At 72.0% G+C, this 22,775-nt stretch carries 21 protein-coding genes; 10 read left to right on the top strand and 11 right to left on the bottom strand.

What is annotated here, in order from left to right; all coding sequences use genetic code 11:
• Positions 1 to 170: 170 nt before the first annotated feature.
• From ABH925_RS24795 to ABH925_RS24805, 3 genes are all read left to right on the top strand, one after another.
• Complete coding sequence (locus ABH925_RS24795) at positions 171 to 1,589, top strand: aldehyde dehydrogenase family protein (protein WP_370151085.1); 1,419 nt, start codon at positions 171 to 173, stop codon at positions 1,587 to 1,589.
• A 40-nt stretch (positions 1,590 to 1,629) separates the two neighbouring features.
• Complete coding sequence (locus ABH925_RS24800) at positions 1,630 to 2,709, top strand: Zn-dependent alcohol dehydrogenase (RefSeq protein ID WP_370151086.1); 1,080 nt, start codon at positions 1,630 to 1,632, stop codon at positions 2,707 to 2,709.
• A 99-nt stretch (positions 2,710 to 2,808) separates the two neighbouring features.
• Positions 2,809 to 4,473: a peptide chain release factor 3 gene (locus tag ABH925_RS24805; RefSeq protein WP_370151087.1), complete on the top strand. Its 1,665-nt coding sequence runs from the start codon at positions 2,809 to 2,811 to the stop codon at positions 4,471 to 4,473.
• A gap of 97 nt (positions 4,474 to 4,570) precedes the next feature.
• Here the strand turns inward: ABH925_RS24805 and ABH925_RS24810 are convergent, their stop codons facing one another.
• The 3 genes from ABH925_RS24810 to ABH925_RS24820 form a co-directional block, all read right to left on the bottom strand.
• A complete protein-coding gene (locus tag ABH925_RS24810) occupies positions 4,571 to 5,647 on the bottom strand; it encodes an ABC transporter permease (RefSeq protein WP_370151088.1) in 1,077 nt (358 codons plus the stop codon).
• Positions 5,648 to 5,658: 11 nt separating this feature from the next.
• Positions 5,659 to 7,254 carry a sugar ABC transporter ATP-binding protein gene (locus tag ABH925_RS24815; RefSeq protein ID WP_370151089.1) on the bottom strand — a complete coding sequence of 532 codons (1,596 nt, stop codon included), beginning with the start codon at positions 7,252 to 7,254 and terminating at the stop codon, positions 5,659 to 5,661.
• Positions 7,255 to 7,317: 63 nt separating this feature from the next.
• Positions 7,318 to 8,367, bottom strand: a complete 1,050-nt coding sequence (locus ABH925_RS24820; RefSeq protein WP_370151090.1) for a sugar ABC transporter substrate-binding protein — start codon at positions 8,365 to 8,367, stop codon at positions 7,318 to 7,320.
• A 346-nt stretch (positions 8,368 to 8,713) separates the two neighbouring features.
• Between ABH925_RS24820 and ABH925_RS24825 the strand changes: the two genes are divergently transcribed.
• Entirely contained in the window at positions 8,714 to 10,090 is a 1,377-nt protein-coding gene (locus ABH925_RS24825; protein ID WP_370151091.1) for an L-fuconate dehydratase, read from the top strand.
• A 140-nt stretch (positions 10,091 to 10,230) separates the two neighbouring features.
• Positions 10,231 to 10,968 (top strand): SDR family NAD(P)-dependent oxidoreductase, encoded by a 738-nt coding sequence (locus tag ABH925_RS24830; protein WP_370151156.1) that lies wholly within the window; start codon positions 10,231 to 10,233, stop codon positions 10,966 to 10,968.
• 17 nt (positions 10,969 to 10,985) lie between these two features.
• Here the strand turns inward: ABH925_RS24830 and ABH925_RS24835 are convergent, their stop codons facing one another.
• The 4 genes from ABH925_RS24835 to ABH925_RS24850 all read right to left on the bottom strand — a co-directional run bounded on the left by ABH925_RS24835 (position 10,986) and on the right by ABH925_RS24850 (position 15,707).
• On the bottom strand, positions 10,986 to 11,276 hold the full coding sequence (locus tag ABH925_RS24835) for a hypothetical protein (RefSeq protein WP_370151092.1): 291 nt from the start codon (positions 11,274 to 11,276) through the stop codon (positions 10,986 to 10,988).
• 63 nt (positions 11,277 to 11,339) lie between these two features.
• Entirely contained in the window at positions 11,340 to 12,392 is a 1,053-nt protein-coding gene (locus ABH925_RS24840) for a LacI family DNA-binding transcriptional regulator (RefSeq protein WP_370151093.1), read from the bottom strand.
• A gap of 61 nt (positions 12,393 to 12,453) precedes the next feature.
• Positions 12,454 to 13,857 (bottom strand): Si-specific NAD(P)(+) transhydrogenase, encoded by a 1,404-nt coding sequence (sthA, locus tag ABH925_RS24845; RefSeq protein ID WP_370151094.1) that lies wholly within the window; start codon positions 13,855 to 13,857, stop codon positions 12,454 to 12,456.
• A gap of 71 nt (positions 13,858 to 13,928) precedes the next feature.
• Positions 13,929 to 15,707 carry an AMP-binding protein gene (locus ABH925_RS24850; RefSeq protein WP_370151095.1) on the bottom strand — a complete coding sequence of 593 codons (1,779 nt, stop codon included), beginning with the start codon at positions 15,705 to 15,707 and terminating at the stop codon, positions 13,929 to 13,931.
• 238 nt (positions 15,708 to 15,945) lie between these two features.
• Between ABH925_RS24850 and ABH925_RS24855 the strand changes: the two genes are divergently transcribed.
• Positions 15,946 to 16,764: a hypothetical protein gene (locus tag ABH925_RS24855; RefSeq protein WP_370151096.1), complete on the top strand. Its 819-nt coding sequence runs from the start codon at positions 15,946 to 15,948 to the stop codon at positions 16,762 to 16,764.
• A gap of 190 nt (positions 16,765 to 16,954) precedes the next feature.
• On the opposite strand, the gene ABH925_RS24860 is transcribed toward ABH925_RS24855, so the two are convergent.
• A complete protein-coding gene (locus ABH925_RS24860; protein WP_370151097.1) occupies positions 16,955 to 17,287 on the bottom strand; it encodes a DUF6401 family natural product biosynthesis protein in 333 nt (110 codons plus the stop codon).
• A 439-nt stretch (positions 17,288 to 17,726) separates the two neighbouring features.
• Between ABH925_RS24860 and ABH925_RS24865 the strand changes: the two genes are divergently transcribed.
• The 4 genes from ABH925_RS24865 to hemC all read left to right on the top strand — a co-directional run bounded on the left by ABH925_RS24865 (position 17,727) and on the right by hemC (position 20,899).
• Positions 17,727 to 17,912, top strand: coding sequence for a hypothetical protein (locus tag ABH925_RS24865; protein ID WP_370151098.1), 186 nt, complete (start codon positions 17,727 to 17,729; stop codon positions 17,910 to 17,912).
• 323 nt (positions 17,913 to 18,235) lie between these two features.
• Positions 18,236 to 18,760 (top strand): DUF5666 domain-containing protein, encoded by a 525-nt coding sequence (locus ABH925_RS24870; protein ID WP_370151099.1) that lies wholly within the window; start codon positions 18,236 to 18,238, stop codon positions 18,758 to 18,760.
• 127 nt (positions 18,761 to 18,887) lie between these two features.
• Entirely contained in the window at positions 18,888 to 19,769 is an 882-nt protein-coding gene (locus ABH925_RS24875) for a glycoside hydrolase family 25 protein (protein WP_370151100.1), read from the top strand.
• Between the two features lie 212 nt (positions 19,770 to 19,981).
• The gene (gene hemC / locus ABH925_RS24880; RefSeq protein WP_370151101.1) at positions 19,982 to 20,899 is read left to right on the top strand and encodes a hydroxymethylbilane synthase; all 918 of its coding nucleotides are present in this window, start codon (positions 19,982 to 19,984) and stop codon (positions 20,897 to 20,899) included.
• Positions 20,900 to 20,973: 74 nt separating this feature from the next.
• Here the strand turns inward: hemC and ABH925_RS24885 are convergent, their stop codons facing one another.
• The 3 genes from ABH925_RS24885 to ABH925_RS24895 are packed head-to-tail and all read right to left on the bottom strand — an operon-like array spanning position 20,974 to position 22,607.
• Positions 20,974 to 21,858, bottom strand: a complete 885-nt coding sequence (locus ABH925_RS24885; protein WP_370151102.1) for a hypothetical protein — start codon at positions 21,856 to 21,858, stop codon at positions 20,974 to 20,976.
• Between the two features lie 42 nt (positions 21,859 to 21,900).
• Positions 21,901 to 22,044, bottom strand: a complete 144-nt coding sequence (locus ABH925_RS24890) for a helix-turn-helix domain-containing protein (protein ID WP_370151157.1) — start codon at positions 22,042 to 22,044, stop codon at positions 21,901 to 21,903.
• 47 nt (positions 22,045 to 22,091) lie between these two features.
• Entirely contained in the window at positions 22,092 to 22,607 is a 516-nt protein-coding gene (locus tag ABH925_RS24895; protein ID WP_370151104.1) for a DUF6879 family protein, read from the bottom strand.
• Positions 22,608 to 22,775: the final 168 nt, after the last annotated feature.

Genomic DNA, 22,775 nt, shown 5'->3' on the forward strand with positions numbered 1-22,775 from the left:
GCCGCCGACCCGAGGAGGCCGGGAGATCATGAGCGGGCGCGGCGACGGGCAGGCGGACGGGTGACGCGCGGCACGCACCCGGGCCCTTGCGTTCCCTCCGCGACCGCCATTAACTAGCATCGCTAGTTAATGGCGGCGCAGCGCGGCCCCGACGACGGAAGGACCATCCGGTGCGACAGCATGGAGACCAGTACATCGGCGGCGAGTGGCGGGACTCCCTCGGGAGCGACTCGATCCCCGTACTGAACCCGGCGACCGAGGAGGTCATCGCGTCCGTACCGGCCGGCACCGCCGAGGACGTCGACGCCGCCGTGCGCGCGGCCCGGGCCGCCGCCCCGTCCTGGGGCGCGACCACGCCCACCCAGCGCCTGGAGTACCTGAGCCGGCTCTGCGAGGGCCTGGCCGCCCAGCAGCAGGAGATCGCCGAGACCGTGGTCGCCGAACTCGGCTGCCCGATCGGCTTCGCCACCGCCGTGCAGGCGGCGCTGCCGCTCGGCGTGGCGCACTCCTACCTCGACCTGCTGGACGGGTACGAGTTCTCCGAGCAGGTCGGCAACTCCATCGTCTACGCCGAGCCGGCCGGGGTGGTCGCCGCGATCACCCCGTGGAACTACCCGCTGCACCAGATCGTGGCCAAGGTCGTCCCGGCGCTCGCGGCCGGCTGCACCGTGGTGCTCAAGCCCGCCGAGGACACCCCGCTGGTGGCCCGGCTGTTCGCCGGCCTGGTGCACCGGGCCGGCTTCCCGGCCGGGGTGTTCAACCTGGTCACCGGTATCGGCACGGTCGCGGGGGCAGCCCTGGCCGCCCACCCGGAGGTGGACCTGGTCTCGTTCACCGGTTCCACGGCCGTGGGCCGGAGCATCGCCGAGACCGCCGGACGCGGCATCAAGCGGGTGGCCCTGGAACTGGGCGGCAAGTCCGCCAACGTGGTGCTTCCCGGCGCCGACCTGGCCCGCGCGGTGAACGTCAACGTCGGCAACGTCTTCGCCAACTCCGGCCAGACCTGCAGCGCCTGGACCCGGCTGCTGGTCCAGCAGGACCAGTACGAGGAGGCCGTCGCGCTCGCCGCCAAGGCCGCCGAGAAGTACGTCCCCGGCGACCCGGCCGCGCCCGACACCCGGCTGGGCCCGGTGGTGAACGCCAAGCAGCGGGACCGCGTGCGCGGCTACATCGAGACCGCGGTGCGCGAGGGCGCCCGCGTCGTCGCCGGCGGCCCGGAGGCCCCCGAGGGGCTGCCGGTCGGCTTCTACGTCCGCCCGACCGTACTGGCCGACGTCCGGCCGGACACGACGGTGGCGCAGCAGGAGATCTTCGGCCCGGTCCTGTCGATCCTCGCCTACCGCGACGAGGAGCACGCCCTGGAGATCGCCAACGGCACCGAGTACGGCCTGGCCGGCGGCGTCTGGGCAGCCGACAACGAGACCGCGGCGGCGTTCGCCCGCCGGATGGACACCGGCCAGGTCGACATCAACGGCGGCCGCTTCAACCCGCTGGCGCCCTTCGGCGGCTACAAGGGCTCCGGCGTGGGCCGCGAGCTGGGACGCCACGGCCTGGAGGAGTTCCTCCAGCCGAAGTCCCTGCAGTTCTGATCAGTCGTCCGCCCCTCCTTCCGGAAGAGGAACCACACACATGGTCCGCGCCGCCCTGCTCCCCGCCGTGGGCGCTCCCCTGGAGCTCACCGAGATCGAGCTGCCCGAGCCCGGCCCCGGCCGGGTCCGGGTGAAGCTCGCCGCCGCCGGCGTCTGCCACTCCGACCTGTCGCTCTCCACCGGGGTGCTCCGCGCGTCCACCCCGGTGGTCCTCGGCCACGAGGGCGCCGGCACCGTCGTCGCGGTCGGCGAGGGCGTCCGCTCAGTGCGACCCGGCGACCCGGTCGTGCTGAACTGGGCGCCGGCCTGCGGCCACTGCCACCTCTGCGTGATCGGCGAGCCGTGGCTCTGCGAGAACTCCTACGCCGCCTCGGTGCAGGGCTACGCCGCCCTCGCCGACGGCAGCACGGTCTACCCGGGGCTGGGCGTCGCCGCCTTCGCCGAGGAGACCGTGGTCGGCGAGAACGCGCTGATCCCGCTGCCCGAGGGCGTTCCGCTGACCTCGGCCGCGCTGCTCGGCTGCGCCGTGCTCACCGGCTACGGCGCGGTCCACAACTCCGCGCGGGTGAAGGCGGGCGAGTCCGTGGTGGTCTACGGGCTGGGCGGGGTCGGCCTGGCCGTGCTGCAGGCCGCCCGGATCGCGGGCGCGGCCCCGATCATCGCGGTGGACGTCACCCCGGAGAAGGAGGAGCTGGCCCGGCTGCACGGCGCCACCGACTTCCTGATCGCGGACGAGCAGACCCCGAAGGCGGTGCGCGCGCTCACCGGCGGGCACGGCGCGGACCACGCGTTCGAATGCGTCGGCCGGAGCAGCACGATCCGCGCGGCCTGGTCGGCCACCCGGCGCGGCGGACGGACCACGGTGGTGGGCATCGGCGGCAAGGCCGACATGGTGTCCTTCTCCGCCCTGGAGATCTTCCACTTCGCCCGGACCCTGACCGCCTGCGTCTACGGCAACAGCGACCCGGTCAAGGACATCCCGGTGCTGGCCGAGCACGTCCGCTCCGGTGCGCTCGACCTGGAGGCGCTGATCACCGACCGGATCACGCTGGACGAGATCCCGGCCGCGTTCGAGCGGATGGCCGCCGGGCGCGGCGGCCGATCGCTGGTGGTCTTCTAGCACGAGGCGGCTCCACCGGCACGATGTGGTTCGACGCGGCGGGGTGTTCCTCGTTAAGGTGGTTCGTTCCCCCGCTTGCTCCAGGACCGAGGAAATCACGTGAGCACCGATCACCCCGCCAGCGCGCCCCAGGTCCTCCAGGAGGCCGAGCGGCGACGCACCTTCGCCGTGATCAGCCACCCCGACGCCGGAAAGTCGACGCTGACCGAGGCGCTCGCGCTGCACGCCCAGGCGATCACCTCGGCCGGTGCGGTGCACGGCAAGGGCGGTCGGCGCGGGGTCACCTCCGACTGGATGGAGCTGGAGCGCGACCGCGGCATCTCGGTGACCTCAGCCGCGCTGCAGTTCGGACACCGGGGCCATGTGATGAACCTGGTCGACACCCCCGGCCACGCGGACTTCTCCGAGGACACCTACCGGGTCCTGGCCGCCGTCGACTGCGCGATCATGCTGGTGGACGCGGCCAAGGGCCTGGAGGAGCAGACCCGCAAGCTGTTCTCGGTCTGCCGGCACCGCGGCGTCCCGGTGATCACCTTCATCAACAAGTGGGACCGCCGGGGCCGCGAGGCGCTGGAACTGCTGGACGACATCGAGACCGTGCTGGGGATCACCCCCGTGCCGGTGGTGTGGCCGGTCGGCAACGCCGGCAACCTGCGCGGTCTGGTGCAGGCCTCGGACACCGAGCAGATGCTGCGCTTCACCCGCGTCCCCGGCGGCACCCACAAGGCCGTGGAGGAGCGGCTGACCTCCGAGCAGGCCACCGCCGAGGAGGGCGGCCTGTGGGAGACCGCGCTGGAGGAGCTGGAACTCGTGCTCTCCTCCGGTCCCGGCTGGGACCCGGAGGCCTTCCGGGCCGGGAAGATCAGCCCGGTGTTCTTCGGCGCCGCGCTCACCAACATCGGCGTCGGCCTGCTGCTGGACGCCGTGGTCGACCTGGCCCCGGCCCCCGGACCGCGTCCACTGGCCGCGCCCGCGACCGGCGGGGGCGGCGGCGCTGCCGGCAGCGGCGGCTCGGCCGTGCCGGCGACCCGTCCGGTCGAGTCGGACTTCTCCGGCCTGGTGTTCAAGATCCAGGCGAACATGGACCCGGCGCACCGCGACCGGATCGCCTTCGTCCGGGTCTGCTCCGGCGTGTTCGAGCGCGGGATGTCGGTGACCCGGGCCGCGAGCGGGCGCTCCTTCGCGACGAAGTACGCGCACACCGTCTTCGGCGCCGAGCGCACCGTCGTCGACACCTCGTACCCGGGCGACGTGGTCGGCCTGATCAACGCCACCGCGCTGCGGGTCGGCGACACCCTCTACGCGGGCAAGAAGGCCGAGTTCCCGCCGCTGCCGGCGTTCGCCCCGGAGCACTTCGCGGTGGCCCGGCCCAAGGACATCAGCCGCTCCAAGCAGTTCCGCAAGGGCATCTCGCAGCTGGACGAGGAGGGCGTGGTGCAGGTGCTGGTCTCGGACCGGCGCGGTGACCAGGCCCCGGTGCTGGCGGCGGTCGGGCCGATGCAGTTCGACGTGGTGCTGCACCGGATGGAGCACGAGTTCTCGTCCCCCATCGCGCTGGACCACCTCCCGTACAACATCGCCCGGGTCACCGACGCCGAGGGCGCGGCCACGCTGCACCGCACCCGCCTGGTCAACGGCGAGGCGCTCACCCGCCGCTCCGACGACGTGCTGCTGGCGCTCTTCGGCGACAAGTGGCAGATGAACAGCTTCGTCCGCGGCAACCCCGACGTAAAGCTGGAAGCCCTCATCGCCACCGCCGACTAGGGGCAATTGGGGGCGCGGGGCTCTGCTTGATCAACTGCACGCGCTGCCAACCATGCACCTTCGTAGGGGGTTGGCAGCACAGAGCCCCGCGCCTGCCTCACTCCTGCCGCTCGCCGGAGGTGAACCGGGAGATGATCAGCGCGATGATGATGATCGCCCCGTTCAGGCACTGGTTCCACAGCGGCGGGACCCCCGCCAGGGTCATCACGTTGACGACGAGCTGAAGCGTCAGCACCCCCGTCAGCGCGCCGAAGAGCGTGCCGCGGCCGCCGTTCAGGCTGACCCCGCCGATGACGGTGGCGGCGAAGACCTGGAAGATCCAGCCGCTGCCCTGGTCGGCGGAGATCGAGCCGTAGTGACCGGTGTAGAGGATCCCGGCGAAGGCGGCGAGCGTGCCGCCGAGGATCAGCACGATCCAGGTGATCCGGTCCACCCGGATCCCCGCGGTGCGCGCGGCCTCGGGGTTGCCGCCGATGGCGTAGAGCGCGCGGCCGTGCCGCAGCCAGGCCAGCGCGCAGCCGCCGACCGCGAACAGCAGCACGCAGATCCACACCGCCGCCGGGGCGCCGAACCACGAGGCGCTGCCCAGGTAGGTGAAGGAGCTGGGCACGTTCACGATCGACTGGCCCTGGGACAGCGCGACCTGAAGCCCCCTCAGCATGGTGAGCCCGCCGAGGGTGACGATGAATCCGTTGAGCCGCAGCTTCAGGATCAGGAAGCCGTTGAACCCGCCGATGACCGCGCCGACCAGCAGGCAGAGCGGGATCGCGGCCCAGCCGGGGAACAGGCCAAGACCGTTGAAGCGTCCGCCGGAGGTGGGCAGGACCAGCCAGACGGCGACGACCGGGGCGACGCCGATGGTGGACTCCAGCGAGAGGTCCATCCGGCCGCAGATCAGGATCAGCGCCTCGGCCAGCACCAGCAGGCTGAGTTCGGTCGACTGCTGGGCGACGTTGACCAGGTTGGTCGTGGTCAGGAAGGCCGGCGAGACGATGAAGCCGATCACCCCGAGCACCAGCAGCACCGGGACCAGCGACAGGTCCCGGTAGCGCTGCAGCTCGAACCGGCGGCGCCGCGCGGCGCCCGCCGCCCCGTCGCCGGCCGACAGGGCGGTGTCCGGCGGTACGGCGGCCGTCGCGGTGTCGGCGGTCCCGGTGTCACTGACGGATGGCATGGATTCCCTCTTCATCGCTGGTCCTGGGCTTCGGCGGGGGTGCGGACGGGGTCGGGGTCCGCGCTGGTGAGTCCCTCCATCGCGGCGACGAGCTGCTCGTCCGTCCAGCCGGGGGCGAACTCGCCGACGACCCGGCCGTGGAACATCGCCAGGACCCGGTCGCAGCTGCGCAGGTCGTCGAGCTCGTCGGAGACGACCAGCGCGGCCCGGCCGTCCCGGGCATGCCGGCGGATGCGCTCCAGGAGGAACTCCTTGGACCTGACGTCCACGCCGTTCGTCGGCCGGATCGCGACCAGCAGCCGCGGGTCGGTGGCCAGCGCCCGCGCGACGACGACCTTCTGCTGGTTGCCGCCGGACAGCGCGCCGACGATGGTGGCCGGACCCGGGGTGCGGATGTCCAGGTCCGCGATCATGCGTCCGGCGAAGGCGGCGATACGCGACGGCAGTACCGTCCCGTACGGGCCGAGCTGGTCGGTGACGGTGAGGGTGGCGTTCTCGGCGACGCTGCGGCCCACGACCAGCCCCTGCAGATGCCGGTCCTCGGGTACCAGGCCGACGCCGGCGGCCAGCGCCGCCGGGACCGAGCCGGGCCTGACCGCGCGTCCGTCGACGGCGACCGTACCGCCGGCCGGGCGGTGCAGCCCGGCCAGCGTCTCGCCGACCTGGACGTTGCCGCTGGCGGTGGCCCCGGCCAGCCCCAGCACCTCGCCCGCCCGGACCGTCAGCGACAACTCCTGGTACGCGCCCGGGAGGTGCAGGCCGTCGACGGTCAGCAGATCCTCCCCTGGCACGGACGCAGCGGCCGAGGACGCGGCGGGCGTCACGGCGGAGGACGCGGCCGCCGGAGCACGGCCCGACTCCCCGGTCATCGCCTCGACCAGCGCCGCGTGGCCGAGTTCGGCGACCGGCGCGGTGAGGATGTGCCGGGCGTCCCGGTAGACGGTGACGCTGCTGCAGAGCTCGTACACCTCGGCGAGGTGGTGCGAGATGAACAGAAAGGCCACGCCCGAGCGTTGCAGCTCGCGGAGCTTGGCGAAGAGCCGCTCGATGCCGCGCGCGTCGAGCTTGGCGGTGGGCTCGTCCAGGATGACGAACCGGGCGCCGAAGGACAGCGCCTTGGCGATCTCGACGAACTGCCGCTGCTCCACCGTCAGTTCCTTCGCCCGAAGGCCTGGGTCGACCTCGACCCCGTACTCGGCCAGCAGTTCGGCGGCCCGGGCACGCAGCTGCTTCCAGCGGATCGGGCGGAAGGCGCTGCCGCCCTGCCGGTTCACGAAGAGGTTCTCGGCGACCGTCAGATCCGGGATCGCGGTGGAGCGCTGGTAGACGCAGGCGACCCGGCTGCGCCAGGCGGCCTGGTCCCCGACGGCGGGTGCGGGCTGCCCGCCGAAGCGCAGGGTGCCGCTGTCGGCCCGCTGCATGCCGGTGAGGATCGAGACGAGCGTGGACTTGCCCGCCCCGTTGCGGCCGACCAGGGCATGCGACTCCCCCGGCGCGACGGCGATCCGCGCGTCGCTCAGGGCGACGGTGGTGCCGAAGCGCTTGGAGATCCCGTGGGCCTCGACCACGGGTACCGGGTCGGTCGGGCTGGTTGGCGTGTCGGCCACGGCCGTTGGTCCTCTCAGGTGCGTCCGGGCGGATCAGGCCCGGACCTCGGTCGGCTGCCTCGACTACTTGGAGACGGTGTTGCCCCACAGTGTGGTGTCGTCCACGTTGGCCTTGGTCACCAGGGGCGCGGGCAGTTGGTCCTCCAGGCCGTTGGGGATGGCGATGATGGTGGAGTTGTGGTCGGTCGGGCCCGGCTGGAAGGTCTTGCCCGCGACCGCCGCCTCGGCGTAGTACAGCGCGTACTTGGCGTAGAGGTCGGCCGGCTGCGAGATGGTGGCGTCGATCTGGCCCTTGCGGATCGCGTCGAACTCCTGCGGGATGCCGTCGTTGGAGATGATGGTGATGTGGCCGGGCGTCCCGGCCGGCTTGAGCAGCCCCTTCTGCTGCAGAAGCGCCAGGGTGGGCTGCAGGAAGACGCCGCCGGCCTGCATGTAGAGGCCGTTGAGGTCGGGGTTCTGGGCCAGCGTGGTGGCCAGCTTGCTGGAGGCGACGTCGCCCTTCCAGTCGGTGACCAGCGGGAAGACCTGGATACCGGGGAAGTTGGTCTTCATGCAGTCGGCGAAGGCCTCGGAGCGGTCCCGGCCGTTGATCGAGGTCAGGTCCCCCTCGAACTCGGCGACCTTGCCCTTGCCCTTGAGCTGCGCGCCCAGGAACTGGCAGGCCTTGGTGCCGTAGGCGCGGTTGTCGGCGCGGACCACCATGTAGACCTTGCCCTTGTCGGGCCTGGTGTCGACGCTGACCACCGGGATGTTCCTGGCCGCCAGGGCGTCCAGGGTGGAGGCGATCGCGCCGGTGTCCTGAGGGGCCATCACGATGGCCTTGGCGCCGGTGTTCTCGAAGACCTGGACGTTGGCCACCAGCTTGGTGACGTCGTTCTGCGAGTTGCTGACCGGGAGTTCGTTGACGCCGTCGGCGGTCACGTCGGACTTGAGGTACTGGGCGTAGGAGTTCCAGAAGTCCGAGTCGGAGCGCGGCAGATCGATGCCGATCGGCGGCTTGGCGGCGGCGGTCCCGGTGGCGGTGGTGCTGCCGCGGTTGCAGGCGGCCAGGCCGGTCACCAGAAGCAGCGTGACGGCCGTGGCGGCGGTGGTACGTGCGGTGCTGCGGTTCATGACCTTCACATCTCCCGGGATTCAGGTACTACGCAGTGGACATCCGAGCAGTTGACATCCGATGTATCTGAGAGTCGGAGGCAGTACGGAGGCGCACTGTCACCCTTCCGGCGGGGTGGCAGGCCCCGCCGCCACCCGTAGGTCTCCCAGGACCGGCCCCTGGCGATCAGGACGTTACGACGGTCTTGCCTGCACTGACAAGGGATTGCACAATCCCAATTCCGCCACGGACCACACATCCGATGAATTTCTTGCGCGGCTGGCTGACCATCCGTAAACTCCCCAGCCAGACCAGCCCTCCGACCTTTGGGTTGGCCATCTGCCTCAGCTGGTGAGAGGAACTCCCTTGTCCGACGCGACCACGCGCATCACCGGGGTCGACACCTACGACATCCGCTTCCCCACCTCCCGAGAGCTGGACGGCTCCGATGCGATGAACCCCGACCCGGACTACTCCGCGGCCTACCTGGTGCTGCGCACCGACGACCCCGGCGGCGCCGAGGGCCACGGTTTCAGCTTCACCATCGGGCGGGGCAACGACGTGCTGGTGGCCGCGATCCAGGCACTGCGCCCGCACATCGTCGGCCGGGACCTGCGGGCCCTCTGCGCCGACCCGGGCTCGCTCTCCCGCGACCTCGTCGGCGACAGCCAACTCCGCTGGCTGGGGCCGGAGAAGGGCGTGATGCACATGGCCATCGGGGCCGTCGTCAACGCCGTGTGGGACCTGGCGGCGAAGCGGGCGGGCAAGCCGCTGTGGCAGTTCCTCGCCGACGCGGAACCCGAGTGGCTGGTCGGCCAGGTCGACTTCCGGTACCTGGAGGACGTGCTGACGCCGGATCAGGCGCTGGCGATGCTGCGGCAGGCCGTCCCCGGACGGGCCGGGCGGACCGAACGGCTGCGGGCCGAGGGCTACCCCGGCTACACCACCTCCCCCGGCTGGCTCGGCTACTCCGACGAGAAGCTGACCCGGCTCGCCCGGCAGGCCGTCGCCGACGGTTTCACCCAGATCAAGCTGAAGGTCGGCGCCGACCTCGCCGACGACATCCGGCGTTGCCGCACCGCCCGTGCCGCCGTCGGACCCGACGTGCGGATGGCCGTGGACGCCAACCAGCGCTGGGGCGTCGAGGAGGCGGTGCACTGGACCAAGGCCCTGGCCGAGTTCGACCCGTACTGGGTCGAGGAGCCCACCAGCCCCGACGACGTCCTCGGCCATGCCGCGATCCGGGCCGGGATCGCCCCGGTCAGGGTCGCCACCGGCGAGCACGTGCAGAACCGCATCGTCTTCAAGCAGTTGCTGCAGGCCGGTGCCATCGACGTGCTGCAACTGGACGCCGCCCGGGTCGCCGGGGTCAACGAGAACCTGGCGATCCTGCTGCTGGCCGCGAAGTTCGGCGTCCCGGTGTGCCCGCACGCGGGCGGCGTGGGGCTGTGCGAACTGGTGCAGCACCTGTCGATGTTCGACTACGTCGCGCTGTCCGGGACCACCGAGGACCGGGTCATCGAGTACGTCGACCACCTGCACCAGCACTTCGTGCAGCCGGTACGGCTGGAGCGGGGCCACTACCTGGCCCCGTCCGCGCCCGGATTCTCCGCCGAGATGTGGCCCGGGTCCATCGCCCGCTACACCTACCCGACCGGCGCCTTCTGGGCCGCAGACGCCCTTGCCCAGGGCGCGGCGGCCCAGCAGACTGCTCGCACCCGCACCCCGGAGGCCACCCCATGACCGCTTCCAGCACCCCTGGCGCTTCCCCCCGCTCCCCCGGTTCTCCCCACCCCCACGACACCCCCGACGCCCCGGCCGGCCCCAACGCCCCGACCGGCGACGACCGCCACCGCCCCGGCGGCGCCGGCGAGCTGGCCGGACTGCGCGCCGTGGTCACCGGCGGCGCCTCCGGCATCGGCCGCGCCACCGCCCTGCTGCTGGCCGCCCGTGGCGCGGACGTCGCCGTGCTGGACCTGGCCGGCGAGACGGTCGGGGCCCCGCTGCGCGGCTTCAAGGCCGACGTCGCCGACGACGCCTCGGTACGCGCGGCCGTCGACGCCGCCGTCGAGGCGCTGGGCGGCCTGGACATCCTGGTCAACAACGCCGGTATCGGCGCGGCCGGGACGGTCGCGGACAACCCCGACGAGGAGTGGCACCGGGTGCTGGACGTCAACGTCCTGGGCCTGGTCCGGGTCACCCGGGCCGCGCTGCCCAGCCTGCGCCGCTCCCGGCACGCCGCCATCGTCAACACCTGCTCCGTCGCCGCCACCGCCGGGCTTCCGCAGCGCGCGCTGTACTCGGCGAGCAAGGGCGCGGTGCTCGCACTGACCCTGGCCATGGCCGCCGACCACGTCCGCGAGGGCATCCGGGTCAACTGCGTCAACCCCGGTACGACGGACACCCCGTGGGTCGGTCGGCTGCTCGACGTCGCCCCCGACCCGGAGGCCGAGCGGGCCGCGCTGAACGCCCGGCAGCCCATGGGCCGCCTCGTCGGCGCGGACGAGGTCGCCGCCGCCATCGTCTACCTGGCCGGCCCGGCAGCCGCCTCGGTCACCGGCACCGCACTCGCCGTCGACGGCGGCATGCAGGGCCTGCGGCTCCGCCCGGCCACGACCTGACCGGCTCGCCGCAGCCGTCAGCGGATGGACCGGCGGTACGCCCCGGCCGCCAGGTCCACCGCCTCCTTCGCGTCCCTCAGCCCCGAGCCGGTGATCTCCCGGTACCGCTTGATGGCCATGATCAGCTTGCCCCGCGTGATCCACTCCATCACCTCGGGCATGGCCGAGGCATCAGGCGGCCCCCAGCTCGCCACCGGGGGCTGGGAGCCCGTCAGCCCGAGGTGCGCCATGATCGCGTCGAGCTTCTCCTCGATCGCGGCCAGCCGCGCGTCGGTGCTCGGAGTGTCCTGCTTGTCGAACATATCCATGCGCCAGAACCTACGGCACCCGCCGCCGCCATGGCTCCACGGGCTCCGGAACCACCCGCCCGCTCAGGCGGACTCCCGCAGCACCAGGGTCGGCCGGAACAGCACCGACTCCTGGGTCTCCCCCGGCTCGGTGATCTGCCGCAGCAGCAGCTGCGCCATCCGTGCCGCCATCTCCTCCAGCGGCTGGCGCACCGTGGTCAGCGGCGGGTCGCAGGCCAGCGCCGCGCTGCTGTCGTCGAAGCCCACCAGCGCGACGTCCTCCGGCACCCGCAGTCCGGCCCGGCCCAGCACCGGCAGCGCGCCCAGCGCCATCAGGTCCGAACCGACGAAGACCGCGTCGAAGCCCGGTGCCTGCTCCAGCAGCGCCCGCATCGCCGCCGCGCCGCCCGCCTGGGTGAAGTCCCCCTCGACCATCCCGGCCTCGGCCAGGCCGTGCCCGGCCAGCGCCTCGCGGAAGCCGGCCAGCCGCTCCTGCGCCGACGGCATGTCCAACGGGCCTGCGAGAGTGGCGATCCGGCGGCGCCCGGTGGCGACCAGATGGTCCACCGCCAGCACCGCGCCCGCCCGCTGGTCCGCCTCGACGAAGGTGATCGGCGTGGGCTGTCCCGGCCGCCCGGACAGCACCGCCGGTACCCGGGAGTCCGCGAGCATCCCCGGCAACGGGTCGGCGGCGTGGCCGCAGATCAGCACCACGCCGTCGACGTGGCCCTGCCGCAGGTAGCCGACCAGGCCGGCGCGCGAGGCGGCGTCGTCCACCAGCATCAGCACCAGCTGCACGCCGCGCGGACGGATCGCCTCCATCACGCCGGTGACGACCCGTCCGAAGAACGGGTCGGTGAACACCCGGCCGAGGAACGGGTCCGCCACCTCGCGCTGCTCGGCCTCGGAGACCACCAGCGCGATCGAGTCGGTGCGCCGGGTGACCAGCGAACGCGCGGCCCGGTTGGGTACGTAGTCGGTGGCGGCGACCGCGTTCTCGACCAGCACGCGCATGGCCGGGTCCACCGTCGTACTGCCGTTGATGACGCGCGAGACGGTGGCCCGGGACACTCCGGCGACCCGGGCCACGTCCTCCAGGGTGACCGACCCCGAGGCCGGCGGCTTCCTGCTGCTCATACGGCCTTTATACCGTCTGCGTGTGCGACTGCGGCCCGCCACCGGGGCGCAGCCGCGGGGGTCAGTCCCGGAGCTGCTCGATCTGGCGGATCTTGTTGGTCGCGTCGAGCGCGGCGACCTTGTAGGACTCGGCCAGGGTCGGGTAGTTGAACACCGCGTCGACCAGGTAGTCGACGGTGCCGCCGGACCCCATCACCGCCTGGCCGATGTGGATCAGCTCGGTGGCCCCCGTGCCGAAGCAGTGCACTCCCAGCAGCCGCCGGTCCTCCGGGCTGACCAGCAGCTTCAGCACACCGTGGGCGTCGCCGATGATCTGCCCACGGGCCAGCTCCCGGTAGCGGGCCACGCCCACCTCGAAGGGCACGCGCTGCTCGGTCAGCTGGTCCTCGGTACGGCCGACGAAGCTGATCTCCGGGATGGTGTAGATGCCGATCGGCTGCAGCTCCGGCATCGGGTGCACCGGCTCGCCGCAGGCGTGGTACGCGGCGACCCGCCCCTGTTCCATCGAGGTCGCGGCCAGCGCCGGGAAGCCGATCACGTCGCCCACCGCGTAGATGTGCGGGACCGCGGTGCGGTAGTGCGCGTCGACGGCGATCCGGCCCCGGCTGTCGGCGGTCAGGCCGGCCTTGCCGAGGTCCAGCTCGTCGGTCAGCCCCTGGCGTCCCGCCGAGTACATCACCGCGTCGGCGGGGATGCGCTTCCCGCTCTCCAGGACGGTGATCGTCCCGCGCGGGTGGCGCTCGACCGCGGCCACCTTCTCGCCGAAGCGGAAGGTCACCGCCAGGTCGCGCAGGTGGTACTTGAGCGACTCGATCACCTCGACGTCGCAGAAGTCCAGCATCCTCTCGCGCTGCTCGACCACGGTCACCTTGCTGCCCAGGGCCGCGAACATGGACGCGTACTCCATGCCGATCACCCCGGCGCCGACGATGACCATGGAGCGCGGGACCCGCTCCAGGTTGATCACGTTGTCCGAGTCCAGGATGGTGCGCTCGTCGAACTCCACCAGGTCCGGCCGGGCCGGCCGGGTGCCGGTGGCGATGACGATGTGCTCGGCCGTCAGCATCCGGTCCTGACCCGTCACATCGCGGACCGCGACGGTGTGGTCGTCGACGAACCGGCCGGTCCCGGCCAGCAGCGCGACATGGTTGCGGGAGAGCTGACTGCGGATCACATCGACTTCACGGCTCACCACATGCTCGGTGCGGGCGGTCAGGTCGGCCACCGTGATCTCGTCCTTGAGCCGGTAACTCTGGCCGTAGAGGTCGCGCTGGGTCAGCCCGGTGAGGTAGAGCACCGCCTCACGCAGGGTCTTGGACGGGATGGTGCCGGTGTGGATGGAGACTCCACCGACGCGGTCGGGACGGTCGACGACAGCGACCCGGCGGCCCAGCTTGGCCGCGGCGATGGCGGCCTTCTGGCCGCCCGGGCCGGATCCGATCACCAGCATGTCGAGTTCGGGCACGCGTCAGAGTCTGGCAGCCCGTCATCCCGCACGGAAGGGAACTCCGTACGGTCGAGCCGGATTCCGTGACCTCATCCGCCCTGCTCCAGCAGCGCGGTCCGGCCGTGCTCGGCGAAGGACGCGTGCAGCGCGGCGACGTCCCCGGGCGTCAGGGGTCGGTAGTCGAGGCCGGCGTGCGGGCGCCAGAGCACCAGCTCACCCGCCGGGGCCAGCCAACGCTCCTGCCGCAGACCGGACTTTGCGGTCTTGTGGCTCGCCGTCGCCGGCATCGCGGCGACGAAGCGCACGAACCGCGGCGGCATCTTGGTGCCGAGGTCCGGCTGCACCGCCAGGAAGGCGCGCAGCGCGCCGGCGAGCGTCACCTCGTCATGTTCCCGCTGCCCGTCCCGCAGTTGGACGGCGGCCATCACCTGGTCCCCCGCCACCGGATCCGGCACCGCGTACACCGCGACGGCCTCCGCCGCCTCCCAGCGACCGAGGATGTTCTCGATGTCGGCGACCGACAGGTTCTCACTGTCCACCCGGAGCCAGTCGGCGCTGCGCCCGGCGAAGCGGAACCAGCCCTCCTGGTCGCGGTGGAAGAGGTCCCCGGTCCAGTACCAGCCCCGCCGGACCCGGGCGGCGCCCGCCTCCGGGTTGCGCCAGTAGCCCTCGAAGCCGGCCCGCTCGGTGCGGTTCACCAGCTCGCCGATGGCCTCGGCGCCGTTGAGCAGCCGCCCGGTGGCGTCGAAGCGGGAGCGGGGGCACTCGGCGCCGGTGGCCGGGTCGACCACCGCGAGGTCGTCGTCGGGTCCGGAGCCGGTCCGGCCCACCGCGCCGGGCGGGGCCGCCGGGTCCTGCTTCAGGCTGCACCCGCCCTCGGAGGAGCCGTAGCCCTCGACCAGCGAGCAGCCGAAGCGCCGCTCGAAGCGGGCCGCGTCCACCGCCCCCGCCTCGGTGCCGAAGCCCAGCCGGAGCGGGCTGTCCGCGTCGTCCGGGCGCGGCGCGGTGGCCAGCACATAGGAGACGGCGCGGCCGACATAGGTGAAGTAGCCCGCCCGGTAGTCCCGGACGTCGTCCAGGAAGCCGGAGGCGGAGAAGCGGCTGCGCAGCGCTATGGCCCCGCCCGCCAGCAGCATCGGGGCCCAGAGCGCCATGGTGGCGTTGCCGTGGAACAGCGGCATGCAGGCGTAGCCGGTGTCGTCGGCGGTGAGCCGGAACTGCTCGCGCAGCTTGTCCCCGGCCCGGGCGAGCCGCCGCTGGCTGCAGATGACCGCCTTGGGCGCGCCGGTGGAACCGGAGGTGAAGGTGAGCAGCATCCTGGTGTCCTGGGCCGGCAGCCGAGACGGTGGCTCCGCACCGTCGTAGCGGGCCAGCAGCGCGGCATAGTGCGCGGAGTCGCTGTCCAGGACCGGGACCGGCAGCTCCAGTCCGTCCAGCAGCGGGAGCCGGCTCCGCTCGGCGACGACCAGGGCGCAGTCGGTGTGCCGGATGTCGCGGAGCAGGTCGAGGCCGCGCCGGGTGGGGTTGATCCCGACCGCCGTGGCCCCGGCGAGGGCGCAGGCCTGCAGCCACAGGACGTACTCGGGGGTGTTGTCCAGCAGCAAGCCGACATGCGGCTCGGCCGCCGGGGCCCCGGCCGGGCCTGCGGCGAGTGCTCCGACCCGCGCGTCGGCCAGTGTTCCGGCCAGTGCCCCGGCCAGTGCGTCCGCGAGCAGCGCGGCGCGGGCGCAGGCGCCGCGGAAGACCTGGTCGTGGCTGTGGTCGAAGCCCGTCCCGACCAGCCCCCTGCCGGTCCGCCCCCGCTGGGCCAGCACGGCCTCGACCAGTGCCGACGGCGCGGCGGAACGGGCGTCCTGCGGTTCGGGCATGGCGGCGGACTCCCTGCGCGGCGTCGGAGCGGGGCACGGTCATAGCTGACGATCCGTCAGCTATGGGTGTTGATACCGCGCCGCGGCGGCCGACCGCAAGACCGCCCGGTTTCACCCACTCGGCGTACTGCGGCGGCGGGTCGGCGCACCGACTGGTATCCACAGAACAGACCCATATGGAGGGGTCTCGTCCGCGCGCGATCAGACTGTGCGGGCCCGTCGAGTGGAGGTCCGCCCCATGGCACAGCAGCTCGCTCTCTCCGTGAACTTCGGCCAGGGCTTTTCGAATGCCTGGTCCAAGGTCGCCACGTTCATCCCGCAGTTCCTGGCCTTCCTGGCGATCCTGGCCATCGGCTGGTTCGTGGCCCGGCTGATCGCCCGGGTGCTGGACCGGCTGCTCCGAAGGGTCGGCTCGGAGAAGCTCTCGGAACGCGCCGGGGTGTCCCGGATGCTCCGGGGCTCGGGCTATGACGGCACCGGGATCATCAGCAAGATCATCTACTACGTGATCCTGCTGATGGCGCTGCAACTGGCCCTGGGTGTGTTCGGCGCCAACCCGATCAGCACGATGATCAACAGCATCGTTTCCTGGCTGCCCAAGGGCCTGGTCGCCATCGTGATCATCATCGTCGCCATGGCGATCGCCAACGCGGTGCGCGGCATCGTCGGCAGCGCGCTGACCAGCACCTCCTACGGACGCACGCTCGCCACCATCGCCTGGGCGTTCATCGTGGCCCTGGGCGTGATCGCGGCACTGGGCCAGGCGGGGATCGCCACCTCGGTCTCGCAGCCGGTCCTGATCGCGATCCTGGCGACCATGACGGGCATCGCGGTGGTCGGCGTCGGCGGCGGGATGATCATTCCGATGCGCCAGCGCTGGGAGCGCTGGCTGGACGCGGCCGAGCGCGAGACCGCCAACGCCCGTGGCAGCCTGGACGCCTACCAGGCCGGACGCGCCGACGCGATGGAGGGCCAGCCGGCGAAGCCGACCCTCCCCACCACGGGCACCGCAGGCACCACGGGCACCTCTGGCACCACGGACGAGTGGGAGCGATAACCCCGCTCCACCCCCGACCCGGCACCCACGCGCGCGGTGCCGGTCGGCCCCCGGACGACGCGCGCCGGTCGCGGCCCAGCCCCCGACCGGCGCGCGTCACCGTTCCCAGCCAGCCGACGCACGGGGCACGGTCCAGACAGCTCCAGGGGGCGCGACGACACATCGACGGGGCGCGCAACGCGCCCTGGGGTCAGGCCGCGAGGAGTTGGTGCCGGTGCACCAGCCAGCAGATCGCGGTCAGCCGGCACACGGCGAAGTCCTGCCCCACCGGCTCGCACCAGCCGTTCTCGGCGAGCACGTCGGTGAAGCCGAGCGCGTAGTCAGCCAGCGCCTCACGGTCCACGGGCCGGAGCTCCAGCTCCGGCCCGCTGGCATGCAGCCGCTCGCGCACGGCGGCGACATGCTGGTCGACGGCGGCCAGGAACCCGGGCTCGAACGCGAACTCCGCGAAACGCGGGGTGTACGCGGCCACGAGCCCGGACAGCGGATCGCGCGGCGCGGCGTCGTCGGGTGAGGCGGACATCCGTACACGGTAAGGGCCGGATCCCGCCCGCAGCGGGGACTGTCGTCCAGCTCACATGGGACGTCCGCCACGCCGGCGGACCACGGCCTGCGGCCGGCACCGAGCGCGGTCAACCCCCGCACACCTGACGTACTCTCAACTTCCGCTCCGCCAGAACCGCTTCGTAGCCGTCCCGATTCGACGGCGGCATGCGGTGTTTGCCAGGATGACAAGAGGCGCCCCGCAATCACAGGGTTGCGGGACGCCTTGCGCTTGTCCGGGGGGAGCGCGCTCGTTAACTATGACATGCATGCGTCAAGCGCGCCACCCCCTGGAGGCCGCCACGCTCTGTCACTCTCGGTAACTCTTCGAGATGCGGGGAGACTTGCGTGCTGGGACGGTGGGGTGAGCACCCACCGGTCGTGGGTGCGGTGTCCTAGACCATGCAGGAGACTGGATCATGACGAAGGTCAAGAACCGCGGCCGCGGCAAGCACAAGGCCATGAGCTCCACCGAGCACGGTGCCGGTGGGCGTCAGGACAAGGCCATGTCCATGGACATGCAGGCGGAGCACTCGCCCATGCAGATGCCGCTGGACACGGAGCCCATGTCGCACAAGAAGCAGAAGAAGTTCGGCCACAACTGAGACCGCTGGGCCGCAACCCGACGGCCTCACGGCCGCACCGCTCCACAGCTGAGGTGCGCACCCCTGGCGGGCGCGCACCTCACGCCTTTCCGGCCGGCCGCAGGCACTCGTAAATTCGCTCGCCCGGCCGACCCCCGCTCCGTACTCTCAAGACCAGCGGGAGCGCGGTTCGACAGCGCGGGGGCCTCACCGGCCCCAGCTGACGGGGGTCGAACCGCGCCCCGCGTCCCCGCCCGCCGCGCCACAACGTTTCCACAAAATCGGGCCCTACGCTCCGCAGGTAATCGGTACAACGCCGACCACCGTGACCCTCGGAGATCATCATGCGCACCCTGCCCCTGCGCCGGCGCGGCATCGCCGTCGCCTCCCTCGTCCTGGCCGGCGGGGTCGCCGTCGGCGGTGCGACGGCGTACGCCGCCTCCGGTACGACCGCGACGCCGAGCGCCTCGCCCTCGGCCACCGCAGCCCACCAGGCCGCCCACCGGCACCTGCGGACACCTCGCGGCATCCATGGCCAGGCCACCGTCAAGAACGGTGTGACCGGTCAGTACGTCACCCGCGAGTGGCAGCGCGGACAGGTCACCTCGGTGTCCGGCGCCACCCTCACCGTCAAGAGCGCCGACGGCACCAGCTGGACCTGGACCACGGACTCCTCGACCAAGGTCACCCGCGACGGCAAGAAGATCAACGAGTCGGTCCTGGCGAACGGTGACACCGTCGAGGTCCTCGGGAAGCAGTCGGGCACCGCGAACGACGCGACCCGGATCTTCGCCCCGTCCGCCGCGCAGATCGCCAAGATGAAGGCCAAGTCCGCCGCGACCCCGACCCCGAGTCCCACCAACAGCTGACCCAACTCCCGTCCCGCACCAGGACGCCGTGCTCAGCGTGCCCTCGACATGTCCGCCGCCCCTGGTGAGTCGCTAGCCTGGAAGGGGCGGCACCGCCCCGGTCGACCAGTCGAAAGACGGTACGTGCATGGGGATCTGGGGCCAGGACTGGGCCTCGTACCAGTCGGACACGCCGGACACGAGCGGGCTCGCCTTCGCGTTCGTGAAGGTCACGCAGGGCGTCAGCTACGTCAACCCGCGCTGGACCGCCCAGCGCGACCACGCGAAGGCCGCCGGGCTGGTCTGGGGCGGCTACCACTACCCGGACATGGGCAACGGCGTCCAGGCCGAGGGGAACTACTTCCTCTCCCAGGTGGCCTGGGAGCCGGGCGACCTCGCGATCCTGGACTGGGAGGGTTACGACACCGCCAACTCGGCGGTGTCGAAGCATGACCAGGCCGCCTACAAGGAGGCCTGGCTGCGGTACGTGAAGTCCCGACTGCCGCACAACCCGGTGGGCCTGTACTGCGACACGGACTACTGGCGGACCGTCGACACCACCGGCTACTACGGCGACTTCCTCTGGATCGCCACCGCCGGGCTGCCCGCCGGCCAGCCCGGGATCCAGGCCCCGTGGCTGTTCCACCAGTACAGCGCTTCCGGCGTCGACCGTGACTTCTGTCATCTGTCCACCACTCAGGCGCTCCGTGACTGGGCGCTCTCGTTCTCGGAGGCCGACGTGCCGTTCACCCCTGCCGACGCCCAAGTACTGCTCGACACCAAGGTGCCCCTCGCGAAGCTGGCCGACGGCTATGTGCCTTCGGTCGCGGAGCTTCTGAACGGGGCGAAGCTGGCCGACTCGCTGCTGACGGCGCAGACCGCGCAGATCGCGGCCCTGTCCGCGGCGGTGGCGGCCCTGGCGAAGAACGGCTCCCTCACCGCGGCTGAGGTCCAGGCGGCGGCGCAGGCCGGGGCGGCGGCGGCGCTCGCGCAGCTCGGCCAGGTCCTGCAACACCCCGCCGCGCCCTGACCAGCCGGCCGGCCCACAGCCTGCAGCCGCCCGCGTCACCGTGACGGCACGGAGCTGCCGGCTGACGACTGAGGGCGGGGAGCTGTCGAACGACGGTACGGAACTGTCCCAGGACGGCGCCATCACGGCACGAAGTGGTCCGGCGACGGACGGTGGCGGCAGGGGGTGGGCGGCGGTCACGCCGATCGGATCTGACGGGTAGTCTGAACGCCATGTCCGACCCCCGCCTGATCCGAATCGGCGCCCGCAGCTCCCCCATGTCCCTCGCCCAGGTGGAGCGCGTCCGCGCGCTGCTCGGCGACACGCCCACCGAGGTCGTTCCGGTGACCACGTCCGGCGATCGCTGGGCCGGGGCGCTGTCCGCGCTGGGCGGCAAGGGCGCGTTCACCAAGGAGCTCGACGACGGCCTGCTCAGCGGTGCCTGGGACCTTGCCGTGCACTGCGTCAAGGACGTCCCCGGCGACCGTCCCGTCCCGGCCGGTACCGCCTTCGCCGCGTACCTGGCGCGGGACGACATCCGCGACGCGCTGGTCCATCCGGGCGGGCTGACCCTCGACCAACTGCCGGTCGGCGCACGGATCGGCACCAGTTCGGTGCGGCGCGTCGCCCATCTCGCCCGGCACTGGCCGCATCTCGAACCGGTGCCGTGCCGGGGCAACGCCAACACCCGCCTGGCCAAGCTGGACGCCGGCGAGTACGACGCGCTGCTGCTCGCCGTCTCCGGGCTGGAGCGGATCGGCCGGAGCGACCGGATCACACAGATCCTCGACGTCGAGCGGATGATGCCCGCCGTCGGCTCCGGCACGCTGGTGCTGCAGTGCCGCAGCGACGACCAGCGGGTGATCGAGGCCGTCCAGCCGCTGAACGATCCGGAAGCCTTTCGGCAGACCACGGCCGAACGGATGCTGCTGCATGTCCTGCAGGGCCACTGCAACTCGCCGATCAGCGCCTACGCGGGCACCGAGCCCGACGGCCGGCTGTCGCTGCGCGCCCGGGTCTTCTCCCCGGACGGCAAGGTCTGCCTGGACGCCCACGAGTGGGACCGCAACGCCATGGCGCTGGGCACCAGCGTCGCGGCGACGCTGCTGCGGCAGGGCGCGCACGAGCTGATCGCCGGCATCCCGCACTGACCCGGCCGCGCCTCGGCGTCCCGTCGGCCGCTCTCCGCCTCCCGCCGCACCGGCGGGCGGCGGCGCGCCCCCGTTCAGGCCTGGCGGCGCGCCTGGCTGCCAGGCGCTGCACGGAGTTCGTGCATCAGGCTGCGCAGCCAGGGCTGGTCGACAGCGGGCTCCGCAGCCATGGTGCGCACCATCCGGTCGCGGACGGCCGGGGTCCGTCCGACGGCGACCAGGGCGACCGCCTGCGCCAGGGCCTGGCGGTGGTCCAGCCGCCGCGCGGGTGACGTCACGCCTTCCTGGTGCCACTCCCTGGGCGGGAAGCTGGGAGCCGTCTTGGCCTGGGCGTTGCCGAGCACGTTCCACAGCCAGGGGTGGATCGAGATGCTGCTGACGCTGCCGGCCGGCAGGTCCCTGGTCCAGGGGCGGTGCTGTCGCCAGCGGTAGGTCTTCGGGCTGGTCCTCTCGCGCGAGGTGACACCGAGGTAGCGCAGCTTGAGCCGGACCACCGGCCACGGCTCCCGCGTCTCGTCCACCCAACCGCGCAGCACGGTGTGCAGGGTGGTGAACGTCCTGCCCGCCCAGACCAGGTCCACCAGCGTCACCGGGCGGCTGCGCCGGGCCAGCGCCCGTGGCTCCAGCCCGACGGCGGCCAGGTGCTCCCGCAGCCGTCGCCGCTCCCGCGCGGACAGCTCACCGGGCGGGACGGTACACGACAGCGGCAGCCGCACCGGCCGCTCCTGCCAGGACGTCCCCGCCAGCGCGCCGCTGAGCAGGTCGAAGAGGTTGTCCGCCGACCTGCCCACAAAGCACAGGTCGCCGTTGCCCGAGCGAGCGAGCACCCGCGCCCCGCACTCGGTCAACTCGTCCAGCCACCCCAGCCCGGGCGCGTCCACATCGTCCAGCAGGCTCCCCAGCCGGTCCGGCCGCACCAGATCCCACCGATGGGGCAGCGGAGGCGTGGCATTCGACATGCCCCCGAGTCCACCACCGAACCCCCCAGCCCGCACGCGAATTTACCGCTTGAGCCGCCTGGTCGGCTGCATGCCGGGCGTGATCCTGCCGGTCTCAATTTTGCTGATTTTGCTCTGACTCATGGCACAACGTCGAGCGAGCCGGTCCCCTGTGAGACCGGCCCGCTTGCGTAGTGCTCTGAGCATTTCCGCCAGATCAGTCCGGGACTGTCCCAGCTGTTCAGGATCGAAGGTCACCCGTGGTCTTTCACGTAGTCCAGGAACGGCACCGACTCTTCCAGGGCAAGGCGCTTCCAGTGCCCATAAGGCTCCGGATCCCCCTCATGAATCCGGCGGTCGATCTGCGTGCCGTCCGGCTCATAGTTCATGAGGACCACCCGCTCGTCGTCGAACATCCAGAAGTCCTGATCCGGCAACCCTGGATTCTCGCGGTTCGTGATATCAAGAATGCGAACGTCCTCGCCCGCAGCTACATTGTGGCGGTAGTGCTCGAACTCGAATTCCAGGTACTCCGTCAGCGGCCGGGAGAGCACGTGGACACGCCGGACGACCCTCCCGGACTCTGCGAACATCCTGAGCCGAGCAGTCCAGGTCGCGGTATCCGCTTCGGCGATCGGCCGGCCCGCCCGGAATCTCCGGATGGCCTCCTCCTCTTGCGGGACGCGATAGACAGGAAGGGTCTCCAGGCGAAACGCATCCCGTTGCATTCCGTCGAAGAACTCCCGCCACCGGCTACCATCCAAGCGCACGAATTTCCTCCTTCGGAACCGCCTCCGGGATCTCCACGAGTCCCTCGCCGTCCGGCGGACGGAATCCGTTGAACACGGCGCCCTGAACGACGAACGTGCCGTGCTCCGTGGCATCGACGTTGGGACAGTCATCCGCCCCGCAGGGACCGGAGCCCTCCCCCGAGCCGT

Origin of the sequence: Streptacidiphilus sp. EB129, from assembly GCF_041262645.1 — a bacterium.
Taxonomy (GTDB): Bacteria; Actinomycetota; Actinomycetes; order Streptomycetales; family Streptomycetaceae; genus Streptacidiphilus.

What these genes read in the sequence shown, in the direction of transcription:
- ABH925_RS24800 (WP_370151086.1), top strand. Translation starts at nt 1,630, where the DNA reads ATGGTCCGCGCCGCCCTGCTCCCCGCCGTGGGCGCTCCCCTGGAGCTC.
- ABH925_RS24810 (WP_370151088.1), bottom strand. Translation starts at nt 5,647, where the DNA reads ATGCCATCCGTCAGTGACACCGGGACCGCCGACACCGCGACGGCCGCC.
- ABH925_RS24820 (WP_370151090.1), bottom strand. Translation starts at nt 8,367, where the DNA reads ATGAACCGCAGCACCGCACGTACCACCGCCGCCACGGCCGTCACGCTG.
- ABH925_RS24835 (WP_370151092.1), bottom strand. Translation starts at nt 11,276, where the DNA reads ATGGATATGTTCGACAAGCAGGACACTCCGAGCACCGACGCGCGGCTG.
- ABH925_RS24840 (WP_370151093.1), bottom strand. Translation starts at nt 12,392, where the DNA reads ATGAGCAGCAGGAAGCCGCCGGCCTCGGGGTCGGTCACCCTGGAGGAC.
- ABH925_RS24850 (WP_370151095.1), bottom strand. Translation starts at nt 15,707, where the DNA reads ATGCCCGAACCGCAGGACGCCCGTTCCGCCGCGCCGTCGGCACTGGTC.
- ABH925_RS24855 (WP_370151096.1), top strand. Translation starts at nt 15,946, where the DNA reads ATGGCACAGCAGCTCGCTCTCTCCGTGAACTTCGGCCAGGGCTTTTCG.
- ABH925_RS24860 (WP_370151097.1), bottom strand. Translation starts at nt 17,287, where the DNA reads ATGTCCGCCTCACCCGACGACGCCGCGCCGCGCGATCCGCTGTCCGGG.
- ABH925_RS24865 (WP_370151098.1), top strand. Translation starts at nt 17,727, where the DNA reads ATGACGAAGGTCAAGAACCGCGGCCGCGGCAAGCACAAGGCCATGAGC.
- ABH925_RS24870 (WP_370151099.1), top strand. Translation starts at nt 18,236, where the DNA reads ATGCGCACCCTGCCCCTGCGCCGGCGCGGCATCGCCGTCGCCTCCCTC.
- ABH925_RS24875 (WP_370151100.1), top strand. Translation starts at nt 18,888, where the DNA reads ATGGGGATCTGGGGCCAGGACTGGGCCTCGTACCAGTCGGACACGCCG.
- hemC (WP_370151101.1), top strand. Translation starts at nt 19,982, where the DNA reads ATGTCCGACCCCCGCCTGATCCGAATCGGCGCCCGCAGCTCCCCCATG.
- ABH925_RS24885 (WP_370151102.1), bottom strand. Translation starts at nt 21,858, where the DNA reads ATGTCGAATGCCACGCCTCCGCTGCCCCATCGGTGGGATCTGGTGCGG.
- ABH925_RS24890 (WP_370151157.1), bottom strand. Translation starts at nt 22,044, where the DNA reads ATGCTCAGAGCACTACGCAAGCGGGCCGGTCTCACAGGGGACCGGCTC.